This is a genomic window from Pedobacter sp. MR2016-19, assembly GCF_014947265.1.
Taxonomy (GTDB): Bacteria; Bacteroidota; Bacteroidia; order Sphingobacteriales; family Sphingobacteriaceae; genus Pedobacter.
This window is the reverse complement of record NZ_JADCNK010000006.1, coordinates 21,496-47,647: the sequence shown is the minus strand read 5'-3', so window position 1 is coordinate 47,647 and position 26,152 is coordinate 21,496. Positions and strand designations below refer to the sequence as shown.

24 protein-coding genes are annotated in these 26,152 nt (G+C 37.9%); 6 read left to right on the top strand and 18 right to left on the bottom strand.

Going from position 1 to position 26,152, the window contains the following annotated elements; all coding sequences use genetic code 11:
* Positions 1-10: 10 nt before the first annotated feature.
* A complete protein-coding gene (gene gldB / locus IM793_RS10395) occupies positions 11-1,045 on the bottom strand; it encodes a gliding motility lipoprotein GldB (protein WP_193421083.1) in 1,035 nt (344 codons plus the stop codon).
* 30 nt (positions 1,046-1,075) lie between these two features.
* Here gldB and IM793_RS10390 point away from each other — a divergent pair, with 30 nt between their 5' ends.
* Entirely contained in the window at positions 1,076-1,750 is a 675-nt protein-coding gene (locus IM793_RS10390) for a porin family protein (RefSeq protein WP_121284202.1), read from the top strand.
* A gap of 48 nt (positions 1,751-1,798) precedes the next feature.
* Positions 1,799-3,439 carry an NAD+ synthase gene (locus IM793_RS10385; protein ID WP_132398991.1) on the top strand — a complete coding sequence of 547 codons (1,641 nt, stop codon included), beginning with the start codon at positions 1,799-1,801 and terminating at the stop codon, positions 3,437-3,439.
* A 214-nt stretch (positions 3,440-3,653) separates the two neighbouring features.
* Here IM793_RS10385 and IM793_RS10380 read toward each other — a convergent pair whose 3' ends face one another.
* From IM793_RS10380 to rsmI, 6 genes are all read right to left on the bottom strand, one after another.
* Positions 3,654-4,070, bottom strand: coding sequence for an OsmC family protein (locus IM793_RS10380; protein ID WP_132398993.1), 417 nt, complete (start codon positions 4,068-4,070; stop codon positions 3,654-3,656).
* A gap of 88 nt (positions 4,071-4,158) precedes the next feature.
* The gene (lspA, locus tag IM793_RS10375) at positions 4,159-4,677 is read right to left on the bottom strand and encodes a signal peptidase II (RefSeq protein WP_193421081.1); all 519 of its coding nucleotides are present in this window, start codon (positions 4,675-4,677) and stop codon (positions 4,159-4,161) included.
* A gap of 18 nt (positions 4,678-4,695) precedes the next feature.
* A complete protein-coding gene (locus IM793_RS10370; protein WP_132398997.1) occupies positions 4,696-5,208 on the bottom strand; it encodes a hypothetical protein in 513 nt (170 codons plus the stop codon).
* On the bottom strand, positions 5,193-6,809 hold the full coding sequence (lnt, locus tag IM793_RS10365; RefSeq protein ID WP_193421079.1) for an apolipoprotein N-acyltransferase: 1,617 nt from the start codon (positions 6,807-6,809) through the stop codon (positions 5,193-5,195). Before lnt ends, IM793_RS10370 begins: the two co-directional genes overlap by 16 nt.
* Positions 6,810-6,936: 127 nt before the next feature.
* Complete coding sequence (locus IM793_RS10360; RefSeq protein WP_193421077.1) at positions 6,937-7,590, bottom strand: PH domain-containing protein; 654 nt, start codon at positions 7,588-7,590, stop codon at positions 6,937-6,939.
* Between the two features lie 35 nt (positions 7,591-7,625).
* Positions 7,626-8,339 (bottom strand): 16S rRNA (cytidine(1402)-2'-O)-methyltransferase, encoded by a 714-nt coding sequence (rsmI, locus tag IM793_RS10355; protein WP_193421074.1) that lies wholly within the window; start codon positions 8,337-8,339, stop codon positions 7,626-7,628.
* Positions 8,340-8,456: 117 nt separating this feature from the next.
* Here rsmI and serS point away from each other — a divergent pair, with 117 nt between their 5' ends.
* Positions 8,457-9,728: a serine--tRNA ligase gene (serS, locus tag IM793_RS10350; protein WP_193421072.1), complete on the top strand. Its 1,272-nt coding sequence runs from the start codon at positions 8,457-8,459 to the stop codon at positions 9,726-9,728.
* A 219-nt stretch (positions 9,729-9,947) separates the two neighbouring features.
* Here serS and IM793_RS10345 read toward each other — a convergent pair whose 3' ends face one another.
* From IM793_RS10345 to fabV, 5 genes are all read right to left on the bottom strand, one after another.
* Complete coding sequence (locus IM793_RS10345) at positions 9,948-10,262, bottom strand: seryl-tRNA synthetase (protein ID WP_029277363.1); 315 nt, start codon at positions 10,260-10,262, stop codon at positions 9,948-9,950.
* A gap of 99 nt (positions 10,263-10,361) precedes the next feature.
* Positions 10,362-11,048 (bottom strand): SIMPL domain-containing protein, encoded by a 687-nt coding sequence (locus IM793_RS10340; RefSeq protein WP_193421070.1) that lies wholly within the window; start codon positions 11,046-11,048, stop codon positions 10,362-10,364.
* 432 nt (positions 11,049-11,480) lie between these two features.
* Positions 11,481-11,933 carry a cold-shock protein gene (locus IM793_RS10335; RefSeq protein WP_029277369.1) on the bottom strand — a complete coding sequence of 151 codons (453 nt, stop codon included), beginning with the start codon at positions 11,931-11,933 and terminating at the stop codon, positions 11,481-11,483.
* A 392-nt stretch (positions 11,934-12,325) separates the two neighbouring features.
* Positions 12,326-12,865 carry a GNAT family N-acetyltransferase gene (locus IM793_RS10330; protein WP_193421068.1) on the bottom strand — a complete coding sequence of 180 codons (540 nt, stop codon included), beginning with the start codon at positions 12,863-12,865 and terminating at the stop codon, positions 12,326-12,328.
* A 153-nt stretch (positions 12,866-13,018) separates the two neighbouring features.
* Positions 13,019-14,212 carry an enoyl-ACP reductase FabV gene (gene fabV / locus IM793_RS10325; protein WP_193421066.1) on the bottom strand — a complete coding sequence of 398 codons (1,194 nt, stop codon included), beginning with the start codon at positions 14,210-14,212 and terminating at the stop codon, positions 13,019-13,021.
* A 390-nt stretch (positions 14,213-14,602) separates the two neighbouring features.
* Here fabV and IM793_RS10320 point away from each other — a divergent pair, with 390 nt between their 5' ends.
* Together IM793_RS10320 and IM793_RS10315 are read left to right on the top strand one after the other, a co-directional pair.
* On the top strand, positions 14,603-15,310 hold the full coding sequence (locus IM793_RS10320) for a DUF2490 domain-containing protein (protein ID WP_193421064.1): 708 nt from the start codon (positions 14,603-14,605) through the stop codon (positions 15,308-15,310).
* Between the two features lie 85 nt (positions 15,311-15,395).
* Complete coding sequence (locus IM793_RS10315; protein WP_370629778.1) at positions 15,396-16,286, top strand: hypothetical protein; 891 nt, start codon at positions 15,396-15,398, stop codon at positions 16,284-16,286.
* Positions 16,287-16,494: 208 nt separating this feature from the next.
* Here the strand turns inward: IM793_RS10315 and IM793_RS10310 are convergent, their stop codons facing one another.
* From IM793_RS10310 to IM793_RS10285, 6 genes are all read right to left on the bottom strand, one after another.
* Positions 16,495-16,941: a DinB family protein gene (locus IM793_RS10310; RefSeq protein ID WP_193421061.1), complete on the bottom strand. Its 447-nt coding sequence runs from the start codon at positions 16,939-16,941 to the stop codon at positions 16,495-16,497.
* A gap of 9 nt (positions 16,942-16,950) precedes the next feature.
* Positions 16,951-17,715: a hypothetical protein gene (locus tag IM793_RS10305; RefSeq protein WP_193421059.1), complete on the bottom strand. Its 765-nt coding sequence runs from the start codon at positions 17,713-17,715 to the stop codon at positions 16,951-16,953.
* Positions 17,716-18,304: 589 nt separating this feature from the next.
* On the bottom strand, positions 18,305-19,036 hold the full coding sequence (locus IM793_RS10300; protein ID WP_193421057.1) for a head GIN domain-containing protein: 732 nt from the start codon (positions 19,034-19,036) through the stop codon (positions 18,305-18,307).
* A 158-nt stretch (positions 19,037-19,194) separates the two neighbouring features.
* Entirely contained in the window at positions 19,195-20,847 is a 1,653-nt protein-coding gene (locus tag IM793_RS10295; protein ID WP_193421055.1) for a M1 family metallopeptidase, read from the bottom strand.
* A 128-nt stretch (positions 20,848-20,975) separates the two neighbouring features.
* A complete protein-coding gene (locus IM793_RS10290; protein WP_193421054.1) occupies positions 20,976-22,841 on the bottom strand; it encodes a CocE/NonD family hydrolase in 1,866 nt (621 codons plus the stop codon).
* Positions 22,842-22,971: 130 nt separating this feature from the next.
* A complete protein-coding gene (locus IM793_RS10285) occupies positions 22,972-24,843 on the bottom strand; it encodes a CocE/NonD family hydrolase (protein ID WP_193421052.1) in 1,872 nt (623 codons plus the stop codon).
* A 458-nt stretch (positions 24,844-25,301) separates the two neighbouring features.
* On the opposite strand from IM793_RS10285, the gene IM793_RS10280 reads away from it, so the two are divergent.
* The gene (locus IM793_RS10280; RefSeq protein ID WP_193421050.1) at positions 25,302-26,135 is read left to right on the top strand and encodes a DUF6515 family protein; all 834 of its coding nucleotides are present in this window, start codon (positions 25,302-25,304) and stop codon (positions 26,133-26,135) included.
* Positions 26,136-26,152 lie beyond the last annotated feature (17 nt).

Genomic DNA, 26,152 nt, shown 5'->3' with positions numbered 1-26,152 from the left:
AAACTGATAACTATCGCTGTTGTTTAGGTTTATACTTCGATTGATTTAAAATCTTTTGCGCATCGTTATCTGCCATTAACTGTTGCAAAGTAACATCGGGATGCGCCTTCATGTATTTCTTAACAATTTGCCAACCCATCCATACACCCAATTTTGGTGCCGAATCTCTATTTTCGCCTAAACCCGGGGTAAAAGGTCCTTCAGATAAAAACACCTGGATTTTTTGGTAGTCGGTTTCATACAGGTAATTGTTCTCTAAAAAATATGCCCAAATATCACCCTCAAAATTTTGGACCCAGTCTAATTGTTGTTGAGTATATCCGATTTTGATAGAATCGCTTAAGTTTTCGGGCAGTACCTGATCTAAAAAATATAAAACCTTTCCCTGAAAGATCATTTTAGATAACAAGGTTCTATTGTCATCAGGCTCTGCAAACAGTTCTTCATGTGCATACGTCTCGGCTACACGTGGCACAATATATTCAGGTGCAAATCTCCTCGAAAGGTATAGGGGTACACTTTGTACAATCGCTCTATAAAATTTGCTGTCTTTGCCCAGAAACATGTCCAAGCCAATACCCAGATAGTTATCGCCTACTGGCATTTGGTAAGCAAAACCTGAAGCAAAAGAAATAAATTTTGGAATCTTCGCTTTTGGATAATAATATTTAATGTATTTAAAAGTCTCGTTTAATCCCTCTTCCTGTACTTTTAAGTTTGGGAAAACACTATCTACTTCTTTGCTTAAATCGGTATAGGCCTGATCTTGGTATAAATTGGTCAACGATTCGGTGTTGGAATATTTACTGTCTAAAATCCGATGGATAAAATCATCATAAAACACACCATAGTTTGAAGTTAGTTGTTTGTCTACATCAATCACATTTTTGTTTTTTCCATTAAACAGCTCTTTATCAAATCTTTCAATTTTAATGTCTACCTGTATATTGCTTACATCAGGTCTGTTGCTTTGCTTACAGGAAATAAATGTGATGGCGAAAAGAAAAATTAGATAAATTTGCCAGTGTTTAACGTTATACATCATGTACAACAAATATATATAAACACTGATAGCATGAAAAGAATATCAATCATTTTAATTTTGTCTGTTTTAAGTATTGGCGCATGGGCGCAAAATTTTCCTATAACCAATTATGGCTTTAGGTTAGGTCTAACTGCTACCCCAACTTTTGGTTGGATTAAGCCTGAACAGGGAAAAACAGATGGAATAGCTTTGGGTTTTTCTTACGGATTAATGGGCGATTTTAATTTTGCTCCTAATTATAGTTTTTCTACCGCTTTAACCATTACATCTATTAACGGTAAAAGTACGGAGGCGAACGTGCTGCCTTATTATGCAACGAGTAGTAGCAGTACCCCAAAAGCTTACGATTTAAAATATAAGTTACAATATGTAGAACTGCCTTTAACCATTAAATTAAAAACAGTAAAGGCTGACGGAAAACGCTGGTATGGTCAGTTTGGTTTGTCTAATTCATTCAATATCAGCGCTAAGCAAGATGCAGTTACAGGCGGTATGGTTGTTGGGGATAATTTAAACGTATCTGATAATATCAAACTTTACCGTGCCGGATTAATCATCGGTGGAGGTGGCGAATTTGATATTTCTGGCAATACGAGTATTGTAGCGGGTTTAACTTTTAATAACGGTTTCACTAACATTGTAACAGATAAAGCCAGGGATGTTAGAAATCATTATCTGGCACTTAATTTCGGTGTATTTTTTTAGCCGCGCAATAGTCTTGATACTCAATTCCTAATACTTGATACTACAACCATGAAAATAGCACTAGCACAACTTAATTACCACATTGGAAACTTTGAAGCCAACACAAAAAAAATAACGGAAAATATTCAATTGGCTAAAGATAAAGGAGCTGATCTGGTTGTTTTTGCCGAACTGGCTATCTGTGGTTATCCCCCAAGAGATTTTTTAGAGTTTGATGAGTTTATCGCCTTGTGCGAAGGTGCTGCCCAGGAAATAGCCAGACATTGTACAGATATTGCCTGTATTGTCGGTTTACCGGTTAAAAATGAGATCTTACAGGGAAAAGACCTGTATAATGCAGCGTATTTTATCGAAGAAGGAAAAGTTAAAGCAGTTGTTAAAAAAGCATTATTGCCTACGTACGATGTGTTTGATGAATACCGTTATTTCGAACCTGCCACAACATTTAACTGTATCGATTTTAAGGGAAAAAAAATTGCCTTAACCATTTGTGAAGACCTGTGGAATATTAACGATAATCCACTATATGTTTCTAACCCAATGGATGAGCTTATTAAGGAGCAACCTGATGTGATGATTAATATTGCGGCATCTCCTTTCTCATATACCCATGATGATGAACGTATAAAAGTTTTAGCAGATAATGCAAAAAAGTATAACCTTCCGGTATTTTATGTAAACCAGGTTGGTGCGCAAACTGAAATTATTTTTGATGGCGGTTCTTTGGTTTTCGATGCTGATGGAGAGATGAAAGCAGAGATGAAGTATTTTGAAGAAGACCTCCAGGTTTTTGACCTGGAAGAGGTAGAAAGTGTGCGTAACAAATACCCTAAATCGGAAAGATTAACTGATATTGAGCAGATTCACGATGCATTGATTTTAGGCATTAAAGATTATTTCAGGAAATCTGGTTTTAGTAAAGCGGTTTTAGGTTTATCAGGCGGAATTGATTCTGCCGTGGTATGTGCACTGGCTTGTCGCGCGCTAGGTCCGGAGAATGTAATGTCCGTTTTAATGCCTTCTAAATTTTCTTCCGATCATTCCGTTCAAGATGCTTTAGATTTGGTTAATAATATTGGTTGCATGCACGAAATTGTGCCAATTAAAGAAGTTGCAGAAGCATTTGATCATATACTTGCGCCAGCTTTTAAGGGTTTGCCTTTTAACCTTGCTGAAGAAAATATCCAGGCCCGTATCCGTGGTATTATTAATATGGCGATGAGCAATAAATTTGGTTATATTTTATTGAATACCTCTAATAAAAGCGAATGCGCAGTAGGGTATGGTACCTTGTATGGCGATATGTGTGGCGCAATTGGGGTAATTGGCGATGTATATAAAATGCAGGTTTTCGAGCTGGCCAGGTACATCAATAAGGAAAGGGAAATTATACCGGTTAATACTATTGTTAAACCACCTTCAGCAGAATTGAGACCTGATCAGAAAGATTCAGATTCGTTGCCTGAATATGAGATCTTAGATAAAATATTATATCAGCATATCGAAAAGAAACAGGGCTCAAAAGCCATTATTGCCCAGGGTTTTGATGAGGCATTGGTGTTGCGTATTTTAAAGATGGTAAATATTGCCGAATTTAAACGTTACCAAACGCCACCTATTTTAAGGGTATCGCCTAAAGCCTTCGGTATGGGAAGAAGAATGCCAATTGTAGGGAAATACATGGCTTAGCTGTTTAAGGTTTAATTGTTTAATTGTTCAATTGTTGAGATTGTTAAATTGTGAATTGCCAATTGAAAACTGTTTACTTGTTTAAACTGTGAACTGTAGACGGGGCGTCATCTCGACTGAAGCTCAGCGGAATGGAGAGATCTATCCAGACAGATTTCTCGACTGCGTTGCACTACACTCGAAATGACGATCTATTACCGGTCCGCCATCACAATTAAGCTAAAGTAGCATCAACTGTAATAGTTGTATTTAATAATTTAGAGATCGGGCAGTTTTTCTCTGCATCGGCTACCAGTTCATCAAATTTTTCTTGTGTTAAATCAGGTACAGAAGCGGTTAGGGTTAAATGTGATTCTACAATTTCACCTTTAGATGGATCAAGGTTAATTTCACATTTAGTTTCCAGTTTATCAGCTGTAAACCCTGCTTCAGTTAAGTTAGCAGATAGTTTCATGGTAAAGCAGCCTGCGTGTGCAGCAGCAATTAATTCCTCTGGATTTGTACCAACACCTTCTGCAAAGCGAGAATTAAAAGAATATTGAGTATTATTTAAAGTGGTACTTTGTGTAGTGATGTTACCATTACCTTCTTTAATAGAACCTTGCCATACGGCCGTTGCATTTCTTTTCATGATTGGATTTTATTTTTAGATTGTTTAACACCTAAAGATAAAAATATGTTTGTTTAAACGAGACAATCTTTGTTAAGAAATAATGTGATTATTCAACCTCTTCTATTGGTTCTTCTTTAACCATCTTGCTTCTTAACGATTGAAAAAGCAATATACCAACACCTATCATAATCGAAATATCAGCAAAATTAAAAACACCTGTTTGGAAGAGGTAAAAATCCATATGCATGAAATCGGTAACCGACCCATGTACAATCCGGTCGTATAGATTGCCAATACCGCCACCTATCAGAAAACACAAAGCAATTTGCATCGTCATTGGTAAATTGCGTTTGGCAAAAAGAAAATATAACCCGTAGCCCAGAAATAATAATGGTAAGCCTGTTAAAATAATCAGTCTGAAAATATAGGGCATATTATCACCTAGACTTAAAAACGCACCACTGTTTTCTACTTTGGTTAAGGTAAAATGATCTTTTATAATGCTGATATGTTCGTAATCGCTGATCTCATTACGCACAATTTTTTTAGAAATCTGATCGCAACCAAAATTTAAAGTAAGCAGTAATAATAAAACAGACCACCTAAGGTTTTTAAACTGTTGCATGTTTTTGTAATTAGAAGTTTAATGATATGTTAATTCCATTTCTGGAATTATTAAGTCTTTACTTATCTCTGGTATTAGTTTTTTAAGGTATGCTTCTTTTTCCTTATTGGCATTTATGAAATACCAATTTTTACCGGAATTGTAAGATATGCAAAGGAGATAATTTGTAGCCTTAGCTTTTTTATCTTTAATTTTCACTTCAGAAATTTGCGGTAGAATACATTGAAATACATTTGCTGATTTAAGCATTTGTTGAGGAGTCCCGGTGTTAATATTGATATATGATACGCCTTTATCTGCAACGAAATTCATTCCTTTTCTAAGAACTGTTTTTGCAGAATCAATCCCACCCATAAGTACAATAATTTTGGGATGTGTATATTGTAATAAAGTTTGGTAATCATTATTGTTAAAGGCGACTAACATCGCATTTGATTGTTTATTCAAACTATCTAAATAAAATTGTGCTTTAACTTTAAATCCACCAAGCAAAAGCAGAAAGAAAATGAGTATTTTTATTTCTTTACCCATTTTCTATAAGGAATAATCAGGGCTAAGATAACTGCTAAGAGACTCAAGATTTTTGCAATAATATCTCCACTTTTTACATAAAAGGTAATCTCGTCGTTGAGGTTGATGTTGGCTTTTAGTGCAGTCCTGGTCCACCATTTGGTGCTTTGTGTTACATCGCCACGTTGATTGATGAAACAAGATATGCCCGTATTTGCAGAACGGGCTACATCGCGGTGGGTTTCAATTGCCCTAAGCTTTGCGTACATCATGTGCTGATCTTTACCTGAGGTATTTCCCCACCAGCCATCATTCGTAATAATAGCAATAAATTGTGCGCCATCTTTAACCTGTTGGCCAATCCATTCGCCCCATAAGCTTTCGTAACAAACCACTGGTGCAGCACCGATGCCGCTTTGTGCATAAAGTACGCTTGGTTTTTCTTGCCAGCCCCAGCCACCAACTGTTCCACCTAATTGAGCAAAAACACCGTCTAAAAATGAAAATACTTTTGGGAAAGGCATTTTCTCTACCCCGGGAACGAGCTTAGATTTATGGTAAAACTGGACATTAGCAGAGTTTTCTACCTGCATCGCTGTATTAAAATTGTCGAAATAAAGGCCTTTCTGATTATCAAATTTAGCTGTTATTGTTTTTTTGTCCTGATAAATTTTAATGCTTTCTATACCTGTGATCAATGTTCCATTTTTATACTTTGATAAAAAGCTTTGCAGGTTGATGAAATCATTATTGCTTCTGATCCTATCTTCATCTGCGTAATTTGGAATGGCAGTTTCCGGCCAGATAAAATATTCTGTGTTGGATTGCCCGATTGAATCGGATAAATGGGTTAAAATTTTAATTTGTTCAGCAGGCGGAATATTCTCCAGTTTTTGATAAGGATCAATATTAGGCTGAACCACTACAACATTACTCGGTGTACCTTTCTGTTCTGCTGTAAAGTATTTGGTTAGTGAAATGCTGATGGGTATAATCACCACCAAAGCCCAGATTCCTGCAGTTCTAAATCTTAAATAGCCAGTTTGGGACTTAAATTTTTTATAAGCCTCAAAGGCTAAAATATTGCTCAATAAAATCCATAATGAACCTCCATAAATACCGGTATAATCGTACCATTGCGCCAATTGGTGCATTCCAGCCAATCCATTTCCTAAAGTCATCCATGGGAAGGCTAAATCCCAGGTTTGCTGCAGATATTCTAAAGCGATATAAAAGGCAATTAAGCCAAGATAGGCGATCTTTTTATTTACGTATTTACCCAACCTGTAGTATAACCAAAAAGCAAAAGTCATTAAAAGTGCACCTAAACCGTAAGGGATTAAGGAAACGGGTAGTGCTACTGCCGGGCCATTATAAGCACTAATCGCATTATATACCCAATAAATTGACGCCGTATTCCAGGCTAAAAAAGTTAAACCTGCCGTTAAGAAAATTCTTTTTCCCTGTTTTTTTTCTGCATTACCTGAAATGGAATCGAGCGCAATAAACAAAGGAACCAGGCCGATTAACAACAAAGGTGTGGTAAAAGGCATTGGTGGCCAGGCTAGCCAAAGCAAAAATGCACTTAGGAGGGCGAGGAGGTAAGTTTGTTTAGATTTCATATAAAATTACTTGTCATTCTGACGCAGGAAGAATCTCTAAGCGACAAAGAACTGACTTTGTTTTGGTTAATGTAAGTACAGTGCAACTGTGTTAGGGATGCTTCGTGCCTCAGCATGACAGTATGAATTACAAACTATCTAAAATATCTGCTTTTTTAGCTTCGTATTCTTCCTGAGTAATCAGGTGTTTATCGTACAAAGTTTTAAGCTTGCGTAATTTTAAAGTGGTTTCATCTTCCGGCTCTTCTACAACTTCAGCTATTTGAATAACAGGTTCTACTGGTTCAGGAGTTGGTTCGTAAGCCGGAATTTCGGTTAAAGGCTGCGCATTTAAATTAATGGGAGAGGCCGTTGCGCGGTTTTCTTCCAATTTTTGCTGACGGAGAATCTCTTTATATTCTTCTAACTGTTGGTTTGCCGCCTGGTGCAATTTACGGGCTTGTGCTTTTGGAATATATTCTGTTACAATATTTTCACCGCTCTGTGGTACACAGATGAACTTAGAGGTAAAAAAATCTTCTTTGAACGAAACTTCTTTAATGTTTTTCCATGAAATATCTTTAAAATTCATGGTTAGGCCTAAATTACCCGGCTCGCAATAAAAAATGCGTTTATTAGAGATCGCGATGCTATCCGGCATTAAATTTACTGCGGGTTTTTTCTGTACCGCTAAATATAAAAGTTCTTCGCCGGTAGTTAATAGGTCGTTTAATTTTCCAATAACTTTTTCAATCGCTTTTGGGTCTTGCTCGTCACTCAGAAATCTATCTATGCTAATCATAATATTTTAAATTGTTGTGTGGTTACGTTTTAATGCTATTCTTCAGCATCTTCATATTTGTTTTTGCTTTTAACATTGGGTTTCCCCGCTATGCAAATTACAAATTCTCCTTTTAAAGTATTGTTTTCAAAATGTGATTTTATTTCTACCAAAGTTCCGCGAACGGTTTCTTCGAACATCTTGGTCAGTTCTCTGCTTACTGATGCCTGCCTGTCGGCACCTAAATACTGTGCAAACTCCTCTAAAGTTTTTAATAAACGGTGCGGACTTTCGTAAAGTATAATGGTGCGGTCTTCTTCGGTCAATTTTTTAAACTTTGTTTGTCTGCCTTTTTTAACAGGTAAAAAACCTTCGAAACAAAATGCATCTGCAGGTAAACCCGAATTAACCAAAGCAGGTACAAAAGCTGTTGCGCCAGGTAAACACTCTACGGCAATATCATTTTTAATGGCTTCGCGTACCAGGAAAAAACCCGGATCGGAAATGGCTGGTGTTCCGGCGTCAGATATAAGGGCAATTTTTTGTCCTTCGTTCAAAAACCTGATAATTTCTGAAGTGGCTTTGTGTTCATTGTGCTGGTGGTGTGAGAAAACTCTTTTATCAATCCCAAAATGTTTGAGCATCGGGGCACTGGTACGAGTATCTTCAGCGAGAATCAGATCGCATTCTTTTAATATACGGATTGCCCTAAAGGTCATATCCTCTAAATTGCCTATGGGCGTTGGTACGAGAAATAGTTTGCCATCCATATTTTTCTGTGTCCGTCATTGCGAGAAGGAACGACGAAGCAATCTTTTTGTGGAGAGATTGCCGCACTACGTTCGCAATGACGACTTAATTATTATCTTTGCTTAAAAAATTAAATAATGCTGCAAGTTAACTATATCCGCGAAAATAGAGAGAAAGTTTTAGAACGTTTAAGTATCCGTAATTTTAAACAACCAGAACTGGTAGATGAAATCATTAAAATCGATGAAGACCGCCGTTCTACACAAACTTCCCTGGATAATATTTCTGCTGAAGCGAATGCAGCTGCCAAACAGATTGGCGATTTAATGCGTACTGGTAAAAAAGAAGAAGCCGAGGCGATTAAAGCAAAAACTGCTTCTCAAAAAGAAAATATCAAAAACCTGAGCGATAAATTGAATGAGTTGGAAACTGCTCAACACAATTTAATTGTTCAATTGCCTAATTTGCCTTATCATTTGGTAAAACAAGGCTCTACTGCAGAAGAAAATGAGATAGTTTTAACGCATGGCGAACCTGCCCAATTACCAAGTAAAGCTTTGCCGCATTGGGAATTGGCCGCGAAATATGATATTATCGATTTCGAATTGGGCGTAAAAATTACTGGTGCTGGTTTTCCGGTTTATAAAGGAAAAGGAGCAAGATTACAACGTGCATTGATCAATTTCTTTTTAGATCATGCTACTGCGGCAGGTTATAAAGAAATGCAGGTTCCTCATTTGGTTAATGCGGCTTCAGGTTTTGGTACCGGACAGTTACCTGATAAAGAAGGACAGATGTATCATTCAACTGTTGATGATTTATATTTAATCCCAACAGCTGAAGTTCCGGTAACCAATTTATACCGTGATGTAATTGTTAAAGAAGAAGATCTCCCAATTAAAAATACTGCTTATACCCCTTGTTTCCGTAGAGAAGCGGGCTCTTATGGTGCTCATGTACGTGGTTTAAACCGTTTACACCAATTTGATAAGGTTGAAGTAGTGCAGATTACGCATCCGGATAAATCTTACGAAACCTTAGAAGAGATGAGCAATTATGTTCAGTCTTTATTGAAAGAACTTGGGTTACACTATCGCGTATTGCGTTTATGTGGCGGCGATATGGGCTTTACTTCTGCTATGACATATGACATGGAAGTATGGAGTGCAGCGCAAGAACGCTGGTTGGAAGTTTCTTCTGTTTCAAATTTCGAAACTTACCAGAGTAATCGTTTAAAACTGCGTTTTAAAGGAAAAGAAGGTAAGGCGCAACTGGCACATTCATTAAACGGAAGTGCGTTGGCTTTACCACGTATAGTGGCTTCGATTTTAGAAAACTACCAAACTGAGAATGGAATTAAAATTCCGGAAGCTTTGGTGAAGTATACTGGGTTTGATATGATTGATTAATCTTAGATAAATCGTCATTGCGAGGCAAGAAGCAATCTTAATGCTGTAGCAAAACCTTTTGGTATTTGGCGATTAATTAAAGAAAACGAAGTTTCTCTTGTAGTAAGATTGCTTCGTCGGCTGAAAAAGCCTTCTCGCAATGACGATATTTCTAATAAAAAAAGCTTTGCATTAATGCAAAGCTTTTTGTTTTTATAGATAGATGTGTTTTTTGTATGATTATAAAATCAGGATCAACAATAAAATGATGATAATGATTGCACCAACTGAAAGATAAACACCTCCAGAAACAGCACGAGCCTGACCTTTTAATTCTCTTAACTCGCTACGTAAAGCTTTACGTTCTGCTCTTGTTAAGTTTGATTTATCCATGTCTCTGATCTCTTCAACACGGGTTTTGATTCTTTCCAGTTTCACTGCTTGTTCTGCAGTTAATTCTGTTGGGTTTTTCGCAGGTTTATCAGCAGCCTGAGCTGAATTAAAACTAATACCTAACGAGAATACCAAGGCTAACGTGTAAATGAATTTTTTCATAATATCTAATTTTTTTAGTGTTCAACCAATACTTAACAAAAAACCTACCAAAATGTTCTGGTAGGTTTTGAAAAGCATTAATTTAAACTATTAAAATTCTTATTTAATCTCGAAAACAGCATTTACTGTGAAATTCAGCTTGATTTTTTTGAAATCAATTTCAGGAGCGCCAGCAGCATCCGACATTTCAGCTTTCATCGCAAAAGTTCTATAAACCGGTTGTATTACATTATCTCCGCCATCCTGTATTTCAATTACACTACCTAATTTATCGCCTAATGCTTCTACCATGTAAGTTGCCTTCTCTTTTGCCGCCAATAAAGCTTTAATTTTAAGTTCTTTTTTCAAACTCTCAATTTTAGAATAATCGTAGCTTTCAATGTTTGTATTGGCAATTCCTTTGGCATCAATTGCTTCTAATATTGCATTGAATTTGTTCAGGTCGCTCACTTTTAAACGGTATTGTTTGCTGGCTAAAAAATCAGGATTTTTCTTTTTCTCTGTTTCATAGTTCCAGCTGCTTAAATTGCTGATGGTTAAGTTTTCTTTTGCAATGCCCGCTTTTTGTACAGCGGCAAACAGTTGTTTTTCCAGTTCCGTAATGTCTACTTTTTTCTTTCCGTTTAAATATTCTTTTAGTGAAATACCGATATAAATAATATCTGGTGTTACTTCTGTTTCTGCAGTTCCGCTAACATTAATTTTTCTGCGTAAATCTACTTGTTGAGCCATCGCTGACGATAAACCTAAAAATGCAACCAGTGCAAGTGTTATTAACTTTTTCATATCTATTTTTCTTTGTGTGTACTGTAATGATGTAAAGCGTACACAAATTCCACACCGGGATTATATATTTTTTATTTCATAAACGATTATCCTTACCCAAAGGCTACAGTTTTTCCTTTTAATAAGCCTATTCGGTTTATTTACAGCACTATAAATTATCCCCTGCCGTGCTGGGGAAAAATAAATTAGAATGCAATTAGATATATAAATTTTGGAATAATTCTAAGATTCTATTTTTAGAAGCGAATTCTAGCAAAATTTATCAGCCTCTATTAAGGGTAGAAATAAGAATGAAGAAAATTATGCGCTAGGTTTTATGCTTAAATAGACGGAATTATATAGGATTATAAAACCTGGCGCAGCAGAGTTTTCTGCAGAATTTTAATCATGTTTTGCAATTAGGAACTGCAAAAAGAATTGAATTTTTGGCTGTTAAACCTTTGATACTTTAACAGCAGTTGGTCCTTTTTGACCCATTTCTACTTCAAACGTAACTTTATCACCTTCTTTAATCTGGGTGATTAAACCGTTTGCGTGAACGAAAATACTGTCTTGTGTTTCAGTGTTTTTAATAAAACCGTAACCTTTACTGTCGTTAAAGAAAGTAACTGTTCCTTTTTTAACAGGATTTTCATCGATGATATCCTCTTGTCTTGAAATACCAATCTGAATATCTTCTGTATTAATTACTTTCTTTTTCTTCGGATCTGGTGGAGTAGAAGAGATGTTTCCGTTTTCGTCAACGTAAGCCATCATATCTTCAAGTGCTAAACCTTTTTTGGCATTAGCCTGACGCTCTTCTTTTTTCTCTTGTTTGTCTTTTTGTTTTTTTAATCGTTTTTTTTCGTTCTCTTTTTTACTGTATGTTGCCTGAGATTTAGCCATATTTTATTTAATTGTTTTGAAAGGTGAGTGGAATGGAGAATTATACAAAGATAACAATACTAAAGCACAAACACGATTTTATTCGGTTATGCTCTTGTCATTATGGATAATGTTTGACATATAAACACAGATGGATCCTTCGACTACACTCAGGATGAATCATGAATGGGAGGTAGCTCGTATAGGTGACGATGATATATGTGGTATTGTAGTGGTCTTAGGTATAGATCCTTTGACTACTGTTAGGATCAAGTAACGAATAGAATATAAGCGATGCAATACTCCGTGTTTCTGTGTTTCCGTGGCATTGTTTCTCTATTATTTTTTTACCACAGATGAAAAGGATGAACGCTAATAGGGAAAATAAATCTGTGTAAATCTGTGGTTTATTTTTATGATGCCCTGTTTAGCCATTTTTGTTTATCTGCCTGATAAACAAAATTCCATTTTAAGGGCTCACCATAATAGGCTACCTCTAATTCAGCGATTTTAACAGCACCTAATTTTTCTGTAGCTTTTTGTGAACGGAAATTAGTAGCACCGATATGTAAAATTACTTTATCCACAAATTGAAAAGCATAATCAAACATTAAAGCTTTTAAAGCCTTATTATGTCCTTTGCCCCAAAACTCGCGGGATATAAAAGTGTAGCCAATCGCAACCGAACTGTCTGCTTCGTTTAGCTCATAATACCTGGAGCTACCTACAATTTTGTTGGTTTCTTTTTCATATACAATAAAAGCACCCTTCGATTCTATAGCGCCTTTAAAGAAATTTTCGAAAACCTCTCTTTTATAGCGGTCTTTATTGGGGTGTTGTTCCCAGATTAACGGATCGGAAGCTACTGCAAAAAGCGCTTCGAAGTCAGACTCTTTTAAAGGAACTACTTTAATTAAATCGTTTTCTAATTTGGGCTGTAAATCGAAATTCATTTTATCGGGGAATAAAAACGGCCGGCTTTAAGGCCAGCCGTTTGTAATTGTGTTTTAAAATTCGTCATTTCCACGCAGGTGGAAATCTTAAAGCTTTTTGCATTACGATTCCCAATCAAGTTGGGAATGACGCATCTCTTATGAATTATTTATTTAATTTACTAACCCTTCAATTTCTACTACTTCCTGGGCATCTTTTTGATAGTCTACTTTATCAATTTCGAAACCGAACAAGCTTAAGAAATCAGATCTGTAACCTGGTAAATCACCTATCGCTGGTAAAGTTTCGGTAGTAGCTTCTTTCCAGAGTTCGGCAACTTTAGCCTGGATATCCTCACGCATTTCCCAATCGTCGATTCTGATTCTTCCTTTTTCATCAACAGGAACAGGATTGCCGGTGTATAAGCGGTCAGCATATAAACGTTGGATCTGCTCAATAGTACCTTCATGGACGCCTTCAGCCTTCATCACTTTATACAACAAAGAAATGTAAAGCGGAATTACCGGAATTGCAGAACTCGCCTGTGTAACCAATGCTTTATTAACCGATACATAAGCTTTACCATCAATATCCTTTAATTTATCGGCTATTGTAAATGCAGTTGCTTCTAAATCATCTTTAGCCCGGCCAATGGTTCCTTTACGGTATACTGGCTCGGTTAAAGCTGGGCCTATGTACGAATATGCTACTGTTGTTGCACCTTCTGCAAGCAGGTTTTCTGCTTTTAAGGCATCAATCCACATGGCCCAATCTTCGCCACCCATTACGGCTACAGTGTTTGCAATATCTTCTTCAGTAGCAGGTTCGATAGAAATCTCGCTTACGTTACCCGTGTGGAAATCGACCGTTTTATTGGTGTACGTGCCTCCGATAGGCTTTAAAGTTGAACGGTGTAATACTTCTGTGTCTGGATGTTTTCTTACCGGAGAGGCAAGGCTATAAATCACCAAATCAACCTGGCCTAAATCTGCTTTAATCGTTGCTAAAGTTTTTTCTTTTATTTCTTTAGAAAATGCATCACCATTTATGCTTTTTGCGTACAAACCAGCTGCATGTGCTTCTTTTTCAAAAGCGGCACTATTGTACCAGCCTGGTGATGCTGTTTTACCTTCGGAAGGTGCCTTTTCGAAAAATACGCCAATTGTAGCAGCCCCTGATCCATAAGCAGCAGTAATGCGCGATGCTAAACCAAAACCGGTTGATGCACCAATTACCAATACTTTTTTAGGACCATCTATAGCTCCTTTAGATTTTACATATTCAATTTGATTCTTTACGTTTTGCGCGCAACCATCAGGGTGTGCAGTTAAACAGATAAAGCCCCTCATTCTAGGTTCGATAATCATTTTTGTTCTTTTTTACGTTTTGTAATGTTAAAAATAAGCGCAATTAAGATGTCTTAATGCCCAAATCTTTAACGAAGATAAATTTTTAATCGCTTAACGTTAAATGAAATTTTAATAATGAAGGTTTTTTAACCGCAAAGGAGGCAAAGTTTTTCGCAAAGAAACGCAAAGTATGTCATGCTTTTTGCCACAGAAGATATTGAAGTATACAACAAGTTTGACGTTTTACCACAAAGATACTAAGAACCCCATATAGGTTGGTGTGTGATAGGCAATTTGAATATTGGACTCTGACCACTGATTTTACTAACTAATTGATAAACTCTCTTTTCACTTTGCCATATTTTCTTTTAATTTAGCGCCACACAGGTAAAACCGGTTTATCTTTTTATGAAAAAAATATTATTATCTGCCACGTTGGTTCTCATCATGGCTGCTGGAAAGCTATATGCACAAACCCAACATCAAAATTCGGGTTGGTTTATGTTTTTAAATAACACCAAATTTAATGATAAATGGGGATTGCAATTTGATGTTCAGGTTCGTTCAGCCGACGATTGGAGTTATGTTAGAAATACTTTGGTGCGCCCTGCGCTGCAATATTTTATTAACGACAAACATAATGTGGCTTTAGGTTATTTGTGGCAAACTACTGATATGAATCTGACAGGCGGCAATAACAATCTGTTTCACGAACACCGTATTTTTGAACAGTACATTTATAGTCATAAAATCAGCTCGGTATTTGCCAGTCATAGGATTAGGTTAGAACAACGTTTTATCGGTCGTTCGGGTGAAGATGTGTTTTCGCAGCGCTTCCGTTATTTCGTAAGGTTAGTCCAGCCATTGCAAAAAACTCAGCCAACGTTTACAAAAGGTCCATTTTTGGCTTTGCAGAACGAGGTGTTTTTAAATCTTCAGAATAAGGATAAAATCAACAATAGTGTTTTCGATCAAAACAGGTTATACCTTGCTGCGGGTTATCGTTTTTCGAAGCAGTTTGATCTGGAAGCCGGGTATATGAACCAGGCTACACATGGTGTTTCAAATAATACGGTAAATAACATTATTCAGCTGGCTGTTTACACCAGGTTTTAATGTTTCAAAGTCATTTTTTGGGCAACAACTCTTACAAAATGTTAAACCTGTTGTAAATGACTGGTCTTTTTGCTCAATTTGCCGCGTGAAAAGATTTACCATTCTATTTTTAGCACTCTTGTTTGGCAGGCGGATGCAGGCACAAGAGATTAAAGCCTCTTCAACCAATAATACACCAACTTCAAAAAGCTTATTCAATCCTGAACATAAAAGGAATTTTTCGCGTAAAGGCGATTTCTTTTTCCACTGGGGCTACAACAGTTCGTGGTATGGAAAAAGTGATATCAGGTTTCAAGGCCCCAACTACGATTTTACTTTAAAGGATGTTGTTGCACACGATAGACAATCGAAGCTAAGCTGGGCTTATTTAAATCCGGGTTTAATCACTGTACCACAGTACAATATCCGTGTAGGGTATTTTATCAAAGATAATTATAGTATTTCTATTGGTTGGGACCACATGAAATATGTAATGGATATTCCACAAACTGTTGCCATTACCGGACACATAGGAGCTAATATTACTCCTGAAAATGTAGCTACTGGTGCATTGGCAGGCGATTATAATGGACAACTTGTAAATGTTAAAGAAAGCATGCTCACTTATGAGCATACCGATGGTTTTAACTATGCCAATATTGAGATAGAACGTTATGATGATATCTGGGTAGCACCCGGTGGAAATACTTCGTTAACTTTAGAAACGGGTTTAGGTGGTGGAATCATGGTACCACGTTCTGACGTACGTTTATTTGGTTTAGGCAGAAACAATCACTGGAACATTTCTGGATATGGCGTTTCGGCTAAAATCGGACTTAAGTTTTATGTTTGGAAAAACGTTTATTTACAGAATACCACCAAATTTGGCGCTACCAATTTAACCAATGTGCATACCACAGGATGGGATGAGTATGATCATGCCAGTCAAAAGATTAACTACATTGAAAATATGTGGCTGATTGGGGTCCAGTTTTAAAAGATATTGAAGGAGGCTTAAGCCTCCTTTTTTGTTTTGGGTGCCATTTAAATTGGCGCAGAAACACGGGAGACACAGAGAAGGCTTTTTCAGCCAACAGCCTGCCCCGATTATCGGGGAAGCAATCTTTATAGCAAGGATCACTAGTATGAAAGATTGCTTCACTCTTATGCTCGGTCCTACGCTTCTGTTCGCAATGACGGTCGAATTAAGCATCCAACAACCTTCTGTGGTAATTAATTTGCCCCAGGTGATAAGTTAAATGTGTGGTGAGGTGAACGAGTAAAAATTCAGTAGATGTTTTTTCTTCAAATACCAGTATTGGATACTCGCCATCCATCTGCTCGTTGCTTACCCGATCCAAAGCTTCGTTAACAACGCTTATGGTTGCTTCAATCATTTTAATCAACTCTTTTTTCGGAATATCTTTTAAAGAAAATTCCAGTTCTCGGTTCCGTATATAATCGGTACCGCCTAAGGTCGCACCGATGTAAGTATTTAGGTTCCCGATGAGGTGCAGGCAAAGGTTCCCGGCCGAGTTTGCAATGGTGCAATCTATACGCCACAGATTCGCCTCGTTTTGGTAAGCTTCGATTTCGGATTTCAGCCTGGTAAGATCCCGGTTAAAAAGTCTTTTTAGTGTTTCGGTAAGCATCTATTTCAATTAAAGAGTGATTTTTTTCGCAGGTTGTGATAGTATTTCTTTTCCATCTTTACTGATCACCAATTGAGCAGGAGGAGCACCTTTTTCGCCCATCACTGTGATGAAACAGGTGTATAAACGGTCGCCGCTTTTAAATTGGTAATTGTGGTTTCCACCGCTACCATCAGGTGTAAATTTGCCATTGGTTAAAATTAATTTGGGCTTATCGCTCATTTTACTTTTTATAGGCCATGAGGCATAGCGGTAATTGTTGTTGCCCATGTCATCAATCCTGATCCGGTACTGAGCCGTTTCGAAAACAAGAACTGGTTGTGCAAAATTGCTGATTGAGGGGTGAAGGCTGCTTTTTTCAACATTTATCAATCTGGCCTGTTCTTTGGCTTCTAACCTCGATTGGTGATTAACGGCAATTAATTTTCCATCGGTATCAAGCCATAATTCTCCGTGTAACAACATAATGCCACGCCAGCCAACGTCATTCCAATCGGTTTCTATTTTAGCATTAATGATCTTTTTGGTTAAATTATCATCAAAAACTTCTTTGTACCGCTTTACAAATTCCTGTTTATTTTTAATCGGCGGAATAGGATATGTTCTGTTTAAAGGGTATTTGATTTTGCTACTCAGCTTTTCTATATTTCCGCTTTTAACAGCATTTGTAAAACTGATCACTATCGGACGGTATTTTTTATCGAGCGTTTGATCCTGCGCATAAGCAAGGCTGATGCTACTGATTAATAGAAAGGCTAAAAATATTTTTTTCATGGGTGAGGTGTAGATAAACGAAGATAATTGTTTCAAATCAAAAACAGATCAATATGTTTTTTGTGTGTTAAAGAAAACATTTTCTTTGGAGCAGTGCTTGTGCATAACATTATATTTCTTCCTGTTTTACGCTTCAATCCCCGGGCCTTGGTCGTTGCAAGTTACCGCTAAGCCATTCGGCACAAGCAAAAATAATTTAACCACAGATAGAAAGGATGCACATAGATATGAAAATCCGTGTTTATCTGTGTGCATCTGTGGTTAAAACTCTTAGCTTAATGATGTTAGGTGCCGCTTTAACTGGGGCTAGGTAAGCAGAGCAGTAATTCATTTTTAAGGTTGCGGAGCACAAGCCTCTGTTCCTAAACCTGATTGGAATGGAAAGCCCACAGCGTAGCGAGGACTTGGAATGAAAAGCAGGGCTGAAGACCGCCAAATGCTGTTAATGGTCATTTTCTGTATATATAGATTATACACTAAGAATTGTGGTTCGTGGAGACACGAACCATGGCGGTTGTTAAAGAGATATTAAAAAAAAAAATGCCCCAAATTTCTTCGGGGCATTCCTTGTATGATGATGAATCTGATTTTACATTTTCCTTACTCCACCTGAGCCAATAATGGTTTTGTCGACAGTTGGATTACCAGAATAATTTACGTTTCCTGATCCGCTTATTACAGCCCTGATGCTTTCGCTAACGGCAATATTTACGGTTCCTGATCCGCTAATGGTACTGGTTAATGTTTTTGTTGAAAAAGATTTACCGGCAAATGTACCTGAACTGCTGATTACCACTTTAGTACGATCGGCACCGCCAGTGATATTTATGGATCCTGAACCGCTAATTACACCACTATAATCATCTACATCGGCTGTTGCTTTGATGTTACCCGAACCGCTTACGGTTGTCGTTAGGCTACCCGTGCTGATTTTTCCATTTACGGTTAAACTTCCATCACCACTAACAGTTAAACTTGCCAATTCTCTGGCTGATACATAGGCTGTGATTTTTTTACCTTCATATTTTCTGGACCAGCTGGTAATGCTGGTTTGCGGACGGATGACCAAAACACGGCCTTTTACTTCGGTAACGATTGAAGCAATTGCCTCTGCATCGCCTTCTAAACGACAACTTTCGCTATTCCCCAAAGTTACAATTACATTTATGGGACCTGCTGCAGCAACGCCGTTGAAATTTTTCACCTCTCTGTCGTCACCATTGTTTTTTGAAGTGCTGATGCTGATCTGATCTTTGGCAATTACGTTAATGCTAGCGGTTAAGGTTAATGATGCCAATAATATTGCAAATACTTTTTTCATGGGTATAGATTTTATTTTTTTTAGATGAATAGTGGTCTTTTTCTTATAAGACGGTTGAATTTAAGAAAAGTTGCACAAGTTGAAAATTATCGTTCTTAGCCGACTTCCGAAGTTAGCTGAGCTATCGGGCCAGGGAAACTTCGGAAGTCTGGACGGGATTAACCTTTTTTGAGGTTAACATAAAACAGCGGATCCTGTTTAAAGTTATCTGTATTTATACTGGCATCTACTTTAATGGTTTTCCAATCGTTTGTGGGTTTAATTAAAGTATAGGCTCCAGTTTTTAAGGTTACACGTACAGGCATATCGAAACCTTTAACATCGGTTACCCAGCGGTAAGAAAGGTTGCCATTATCAATTTTATATTCCAGAACCGGGATTTTGGTAAAACGTAAATACTGGTCGAAAATCTTATCCAGTTTTAAACCACTTTCTTTAGCAATGTAATTTTCGATCTCGGCAGTGGTTACGGTTTTGTGATAGAATGTTTTGCCTAATCCCCGCAGGATTAGCCTGAATTTTTCATCGTTATTGATGAGTTGGCGAATGATACTGACCAGATTTGCACCTTTTGGATACATATCGCCTGAACCTTCTTTGTTTACGCCATAAGGACCAATTACCGGTTCCTCATTACGGATGATTTTCTGTAGTCCGATTACATATTCGTCGGCAGCAGCTTTGTTCTCGCTACATTCAGTAAACAACACTTCCGAATAATTGGTAAAACCTTCATGAATCCACATATCGGCGATATCTTTTGAGGTGATGCTATTCCCGAACCATTCATGGCCGCTCTCATGGATGGTGATGAAATCCCATTTTAAGCCATGGCCGGTGCCGCTTAAATCTTTACCCAGATAACCCGGTTTAAATTGATTGCCATAGGCTACTGCACTTTGATGTTCCATACCTAAATGTGGTGCCTGAACGAGTTTGTAGCCATCTTTGTACCATGGGTAAGGACCGAACCAATATTCGAAACATTTTAGCATGGGTTTAACATCAGCATCCCAATGTGGGCGGGCTTTGGCGCTATCTGTTTGTAGCGCCCAGTAATCGATACTCAGTTTGCCGTTTTCGCCATCATAACTGTCTTGCCAGTGGGCATATTTACCAATGTAAAAGGTTACATCGTAGTTGTTGATGGGGTTAGCGACAAACCAATTGTATTGTTTGTAACCATCGGGTTTATCTACCGCATTCCTCAGTCTTCCGTTAGATATTTCCTGTAAAGTTTTAGGGACAGCAATGCTGATGAGCATACTGTCTACCTCATCACTCTGATGATCCTTATTTGGCCACCATACACTTGCACCTAAACCCTGGCAGGCCACAGAAACAAAAGGATTGCCTGCTGCGTCTTTTTTAAAGATAAAGCCACCATCCCACGGTGGAGTTTTGGCCACAGTAGGGTTACCAGAATAAAAAACAGTGAATTTATCTTTGCTTCCTTTTTTTATCGCTTTTGGGAAGGTTACAAAAACAGCATTATATTCCCTTTTGAAAGGTAAATCAGTACCCTTATATACTACTTTTTCTACTTTGAGGTTGTCAAAAAGATCGAACTGTAATTTATTAAAATCCTGCGTAGCGGTAAAGGCAAATTCATTACTTCCGGTGATGGATTTCTGATCAATATCGATTTTTACGTCTAAGTGGTAATAGTTAATATCGTAACAGGTACGTAAAGGGGTAAGTGTTCCACGGAGGCTATCGGCACGGGAGTTTACCTGGTTTTTAGCCAGCATTTGTGCCTTTGCGGCTGGAAGGCTGAAAGCAAGCGCGAAAAGGATAAATAGTTTTTTCATTTGTTTCGTTATTGACCGTTGGCCTTCGGTTCGTGGGGGCATGAACCGAGGCATGGAAGTTTTTTATGAATCGTTAAAAACGATTGGTTATTACACGCTCGTTTGGAAACGAGCGTGAGCGATTAAATTTATTTTATCACGTCAACTTCGATAAAACTATCATTAAAAACCGTTTGTGTGGCTTTAATATAATCTGTTTCAGTTGCTTTATAAGGGTTTTCTACAAATTTTTGTGGATTACGGGCAAATAAGGGGAAAGCTGTGCTCTGCACCTGGATCATAATCCTGTGGCCTTTTTTAAAGGTGTGCAATACATCCTGCAATTGGAAGTTTATAGCTGTTTTTTGATTGGCGACCAAAGCTTCCGGTTTTTCAAAACTATTGCGGAAACGGGCCGGCATTACTTCCGAACGTACCATTTGCCAGTAATTACTCAATGTAATGTTTTTGTTTGGCATATAAGGATTGTTAGGTTCATCAGCTGGATATACATCGATCAGCTTGACAATAAAATCGGCATCGGTGCCGGTAGAAGCAATTTTAAGGTGCGACATGATTTCGCCACCTAATGTAATGTCGTTATCCAATACATCAGTTTGGTACACCAAAACATCTGGTCTTCTGCCTGCAAAACGTTGATCTTCGCTCATGTAATTATGCGGGGTAAAACCCAGTGTAGTGGTTAAATCTTCTGTATAAGGAACTGGTTTTAAAGGATCACTAATGTAGTTAACAGAACCTGCAGCTGATGGAGCGGTCATGCTTAGTTTACCATCGGCACCCAGGTATAATTTTTGTTTACTTGCTTTTTCTGTTGGCCATTTGCTAAAAGTTTCCCATTGTTTTTTGCCGGTATCAAACATATACGCTTCGGGCAGGCCTGAGTTTTTATCTCCATTGCCCTTTAAGAAATGGTTAAAGAATTTAGCTTCGATTTCTTTCTGGTAAAAAGTGGCAATGCTATCACCGAAATAAATATTGCTGTGCATGGTATGGCCGGTTTCGCGACTCCATCTGCCATGTCCGAAAGGGCCCATAACGATGATATTGTAAGCGTTAGGGTTTTTCTTTTCGATGGTTTTGTAAATGTTTAATGGTCCTGATAAATCTTCCGCATCGTACCAGCCACCTACTAACATTATTGCTGGTTTAACAGTATTATAATGTTTTAGCAATCCACGTTTTTGCCAAAACTCATCATAGTTTGGATGGTTAATGGTTTCTTGCCAGAAGAAATTATCCTTATAATATTTGTCTGCATTGGTTAAAGGGCCCAAGTCTAAAGCAAACTGATAGCCGTCTTTTGTTTTTGGTAGAATTAACTGGTTATTGTACCAGGCTTTAGAAGTTGTATCCGTTTTCTGCACACCAAATACCGGAAAGGTCATAAAATAACTTTGCAAAAATGATCCATTGTGGTGGAAATCATCAAAAAAGAAATCGGAAATTGGTGCCTGCGGCGAGGATGCTTTTAGTGCAGGATGATTGCTTAAAATCCCGGCTGCGGTATAAAAACCTGGATAAGAAATGCCCCACTGACCCACTTTGCCATTGTTATTGGCCACATTTTTAACCAACCAATCTATTGTGTCATACGTATCAGAACCTTCATCAACATCCTTTTTCGATTTTTTATTGTCGATTACTGGTGTCATGTTGGTCCATGTACCTTCACTTTTCCAGCGGCCGCGTACATCCTGCATCACCACGATATAACCTTCTTTCATCATCAGTTCGGATGGGCCTAAACGTGTCGGAAATTTGTCTTCGCCATAAGGGGCAACACTATAACAGGTGCGCTGCATAATCATCGGATATTTTTTATCCTTTGAGGCATCTTTTGGGGTATAAATGGCCGTGAAAAGTTTGGTGCCATCACGCATAGAGATGTACACTTCTTTTTTGGTGTAATTTGTTTCTGGATATCCTGAGTCGCTTTGCGCAAAAGCTGAAGAGGCTGAAAACAGGATGATGAAGAGTTTAAAGTATTTCATTTTTAAGAATAATAAGCTAAGAATTTGTTTTTAATGTTAGGCGTCATTCCCGCGCAGGCGGGAATCGTAATGCATTAAGATTCCCAATCAAGTTGGGAATGACGAACCGCATAACGACGCGCTTAACATTTTATTTTAACACCGAAACGGTAATGAACGAACTGTTGTGTACATCGTGATAAATTTTGTGTGTTGCTTTTTGAAAGTCCTGTGGCTCTGCCTGGTAAATATCCATAAATTTCTGCGGATTGCGATCGGCCAAAGGGAACCATGAATTTTGGATCTGGATCATGATTTTATGTCCTTTTTTAAAGGTATGCGCGATATCTGGCAGCGGATAATTTACTTTGGTGATTGCGCCAGGAACAAAAGCTTCAGGTTTTTCGAAACTGTTGCGGTATTTACCACGCATAATTTCTCCACGAACCAACATTTCGTAACCACCCATAATTAAGTTTTTTGGGTTAGGAACCGGGTTTGGTGCATCTTCAGGGTAAACATCAATTAATTTAACTACATAATCGGCATCTGTGCCGGTGGTGGATACCACAAGATTGGCCAGCACTGGTCCGGTTAGGGTAATATCTTCTGTTAAGGCATCAGTCTGATAGGTTTTAACATCCGGGCGACGGGCGGCAAAACGCTGATCGTCGATCATGTACTCGCGGGTACGTTTGGCTTGAATTCCATCCTGGTAAGGTACAGGATTATTCGGGTCGCTCACATATTCGTCCCAGCTATCGGTTCTGCCCACTTTCTCAAAACTGAGTTTTCCGTTTGGTTGTAAATACAGGTTTTTGCTTTCAACTTCTTGTGGCGGCCAGGTGTTGAATTTTTTCCATTCATTACTTCCGGTTACAAAAATATTGGCTTCTGAAGGTTTAAAATCGCCTTCGCCTTTTAAATAATGTTTAAAGAAAGGCAGTTCGTACTGTTGCTGATAATCGATGCTCGTGGTTTTACCGAAAGGGATGTCGCCGAAGTAAGAACCATCACTACGCACCCAGCCGCCATGGAACCAGGGACCTGCAACCAGGATATTATTGGCGCCAGGATTCTGTTTCTCGATGGCTTTGTAAGTGTCAAATGTTCCATAAGCATCTTCTGCATCGAAAAAGCCACCCACTACCATTACCGCAGGTTTTACATTGGTTAAATGCGGGGTAATTAAACGTGCTTTCCAGAAAGTATCTAAGTTGGGATGTTTAAATAAATCGTTCCAGAATTTAATGCTGTCTGCAAAATACCGGTCTTTAAGGTTCTTAACTGATCCGGCTTCTAAATAAAAACGATAATTGTCTTGAATGGGGAATTGAAAACCTTTAGGTCCTTTATCCGGTGTAATCGGTTTAGGCCTCGGCACACCGAAACTGCCCATAAAACTGAAAGCATCCATTAGGAATAAAGTACCACGGTGGTGGAAATCATCACCTAAATACCAATCTGTAACGGGGGCCTGCGGCGATACGGCTTTTAATGCGGGGTGCGCATTTGGCAACGAAGTGGTAGAATAAAACCCTGGGTACGAAATACCATAAATCCCTGCGTTTCCGTTATTGCCCTTTACATTTTTTATTAACCAATCAATGGTATCGTAAGTATCCGTACTCTCATCAATTGCTGTTTTAGATTTTTTACCAGTTAGTTGAGGGCGGATATCGGCAAAAGTACCCTCACTCATCCAACGGCCACGTACATCCTGGTAAACAAAAATAAATCCTTCGCGCATCATGGCTGGAAAATTGCCGAGGCTAAGCTTATATTTATCCTCGCCGTAAGGGGCAACAGTATAAGGCGTACGGTTTATTAAAAATGGATATTTTTTGGATTGATTTTTGGGTATGTATATGGAAGTGAATAACTTAACTCCGTCACGCATGGGGATTTGGCGTTCTATTTTAGTGTAATTTTCTCTCACATAAGCCGAATCGGTTTGTTGAGCAATTAATTCATTAGAAATAAACAGACAAAATAAAAGACTGAAAATTCTGGTAAGGTTCATTTAAGCTGGTTTTTAGGAATAAAATTTAAATATAGGTGATTAAGATTGATAAGAAAAAATAGCTCGTAAAAGGTTTGTTAAAGATGTATAATGGAAGATGTGTGATGGATAATGGGAGTAGTCCGAAAGTTGTAAGACGGAGATCAGAAGCTAAGTATGCAAAAAACGTTGTGTCTTAGCGGTAAACGATGTAAGATGTGTGATGAATAATGGAATAGTCCGAAAGTTGGAGACCGAGGTCAGAAGCCTGGCGTGCAAAAAGAACTTTGTGTCTTTGTGGTAAATAATAAAAAATGGGGAATGGATGAGGTATTTTTTTCGTTTGCAAATTTCATACAAACTGATATTTATAACGCTGTCTTCGTCATCACTTTATCAAAATTTAGTTAAATCTTGTTAAGGGATAATCTTTTAAGAATTTTAACCGTCATATTGATAATCGAATTAAACACAAAAAAATGAACAGGTTATTAAATAAAGGATTGGTTGTTTTCGCTGCAGCAGCGATGATCGCAACCTTGAGTATCGAAAGTGTTTCTGCACAGCGGCCAAGTAGGAGCGGAGGAGGTGGTGGTTCTTTCGGCGGAGGCAGATCGGGCTCAATTGGCTCATCAAGAGGTGGTGGTTCTATTTCCCGTCAGCCATCTATGCGCGCGTCAGGCAGAGGGGGCTTTTCTGCAAGTATCCGTTCTGGCAGACCAGGTTATGGTTATAACAGGCCAGGTTATCGCCCAGGATATGGTAGACCAGGTTATGGTTACAGATTTGGTTACGGAAGACCTTATTACAGGCCATATTACAGTTATTACAATTTTTACAGACCATTTTTAGGTTTTAGGATCGGTGTATTGCCTTATGGTTATTATCCATTTTATTATGGTCCGAACCAATTTTATTATTCTGGTGGATTGTTCTATCAACAAAACAATGATCAATATGAAGTGGTAACGCCACCAGTAGGCGCTGAAGTTCCGAATTTACCATCTGATGCCAATCAGGTAACTATTAATGGGGTTGATTATTACGAATACAAAGGCGTTTATTATACCCAAAAAGAAAATGCCGATGGTAAAACGGTATATGTTGTGGCTGGAAAAGATGGGGTTTTAAATACGACTGATGGTCCGGTTGATACGCACAACATTGGTGATATTATTAACCAATTGCCTGAAGGATGCAGAGAAGTGACCATTAAAAATGAAAAATATTTTGTTTCACCTGATGATGTGTACTATGAAGAAATTGTGGATGGAACGAATATTACATACCGCGTTATTGGTAAGTTGTTTTAATCTTAGTTTAATAAGTG

Excerpts from the sequence above, each read along its gene's own strand:
- IM793_RS10330 (WP_193421068.1), bottom strand. The coding sequence starts at position 12,865 with ATGAATTTCGATTTACAGCCCAAATTAGAAAACGATTTAATTAAAGTA.
- rsmI (WP_193421074.1), bottom strand. The coding sequence starts at position 8,339 with ATGGATGGCAAACTATTTCTCGTACCAACGCCCATAGGCAATTTAGAG.
- IM793_RS10380 (WP_132398993.1), bottom strand. The coding sequence starts at position 4,070 with ATGAAAAGAAATGCAACGGCCGTATGGCAAGGTTCTATTAAAGAAGGT.
- IM793_RS10385 (WP_132398991.1), top strand. The coding sequence starts at position 1,799 with ATGAAAATAGCACTAGCACAACTTAATTACCACATTGGAAACTTTGAA.
- IM793_RS10295 (WP_193421055.1), bottom strand. The coding sequence starts at position 20,847 with ATGAAAAAACTATTTATCCTTTTCGCGCTTGCTTTCAGCCTTCCAGCC.
- IM793_RS10370 (WP_132398997.1), bottom strand. The coding sequence starts at position 5,208 with ATGGGTAAAGAAATAAAAATACTCATTTTCTTTCTGCTTTTGCTTGGT.
- IM793_RS10280 (WP_193421050.1), top strand. The coding sequence starts at position 25,302 with ATGAACAGGTTATTAAATAAAGGATTGGTTGTTTTCGCTGCAGCAGCG.
- IM793_RS10320 (WP_193421064.1), top strand. The coding sequence starts at position 14,603 with ATGAAAAAAATATTATTATCTGCCACGTTGGTTCTCATCATGGCTGCT.
- IM793_RS10390 (WP_121284202.1), top strand. The coding sequence starts at position 1,076 with ATGAAAAGAATATCAATCATTTTAATTTTGTCTGTTTTAAGTATTGGC.
- IM793_RS10340 (WP_193421070.1), bottom strand. The coding sequence starts at position 11,048 with ATGAAAAAGTTAATAACACTTGCACTGGTTGCATTTTTAGGTTTATCG.
- gldB (WP_193421083.1), bottom strand. The coding sequence starts at position 1,045 with ATGATGTATAACGTTAAACACTGGCAAATTTATCTAATTTTTCTTTTC.
- IM793_RS10335 (WP_029277369.1), bottom strand. The coding sequence starts at position 11,933 with ATGGCTAAATCTCAGGCAACATACAGTAAAAAAGAGAACGAAAAAAAA.
- IM793_RS10285 (WP_193421052.1), bottom strand. The coding sequence starts at position 24,843 with ATGAACCTTACCAGAATTTTCAGTCTTTTATTTTGTCTGTTTATTTCT.
- IM793_RS10305 (WP_193421059.1), bottom strand. The coding sequence starts at position 17,715 with ATGAAAAAAATATTTTTAGCCTTTCTATTAATCAGTAGCATCAGCCTT.
- serS (WP_193421072.1), top strand. The coding sequence starts at position 8,457 with ATGCTGCAAGTTAACTATATCCGCGAAAATAGAGAGAAAGTTTTAGAA.
- IM793_RS10310 (WP_193421061.1), bottom strand. The coding sequence starts at position 16,941 with ATGCTTACCGAAACACTAAAAAGACTTTTTAACCGGGATCTTACCAGG.
- IM793_RS10300 (WP_193421057.1), bottom strand. The coding sequence starts at position 19,036 with ATGAAAAAAGTATTTGCAATATTATTGGCATCATTAACCTTAACCGCT.
- lnt (WP_193421079.1), bottom strand. The coding sequence starts at position 6,809 with ATGAAATCTAAACAAACTTACCTCCTCGCCCTCCTAAGTGCATTTTTG.
- IM793_RS10360 (WP_193421077.1), bottom strand. The coding sequence starts at position 7,590 with ATGATTAGCATAGATAGATTTCTGAGTGACGAGCAAGACCCAAAAGCG.
- lspA (WP_193421081.1), bottom strand. The coding sequence starts at position 4,677 with ATGCAACAGTTTAAAAACCTTAGGTGGTCTGTTTTATTATTACTGCTT.
- IM793_RS10290 (WP_193421054.1), bottom strand. The coding sequence starts at position 22,841 with ATGAAATACTTTAAACTCTTCATCATCCTGTTTTCAGCCTCTTCAGCT.
- fabV (WP_193421066.1), bottom strand. The coding sequence starts at position 14,212 with ATGATTATCGAACCTAGAATGAGGGGCTTTATCTGTTTAACTGCACAC.
- IM793_RS10345 (WP_029277363.1), bottom strand. The coding sequence starts at position 10,262 with ATGAAAAAATTCATTTACACGTTAGCCTTGGTATTCTCGTTAGGTATT.